Source organism: Streptomyces ossamyceticus, from assembly GCF_001418475.1.
GTDB lineage: Bacteria > Actinomycetota > Actinomycetes > Streptomycetales > Streptomycetaceae > Streptomyces > Streptomyces ossamyceticus.
Genome location: NZ_LIQX01000050.1, coordinates 17,566 through 17,825 on the forward strand (window position 1 = coordinate 17,566; position 260 = coordinate 17,825).

Annotated in this window: 1 pseudogene; it reads left to right on the plus strand. The window is 76.2% G+C overall.

Annotated elements, in window-relative coordinates:
* Positions 1 to 222, plus strand: a pseudogene (locus AOK15_RS46520) (RNA polymerase subunit sigma-24); the annotation flags it as partial.
* Between the last annotated feature and the right edge of the window lie 38 nt (positions 223 to 260).

A 260-nucleotide genomic window follows, 5' to 3' on the forward strand; every position in this document is an offset into this window, starting at 1 on the left:
TCGATGGCCGACGGCCCGGCCGCGGCCCTGGAGATCGTCGACCGCCTGGCCACGGAACCGGCCCTCAGCGACTACCACCTGCTGCCGAGCGTACGAGGCGACCTCCTCGCCCGCCTGGACCGCCCGGACGAGGCCCGCGAGGAGTTCGCACGAGCGGCCACCCTCGCCCGCAACGAACGGGAACGGCGGTTGCTGCTGGCACGGGCGGAGGGGACGGGGTAGCGGCGGCGGAGGAAGGAGCGCCGGGGAGCGGGCGGAGC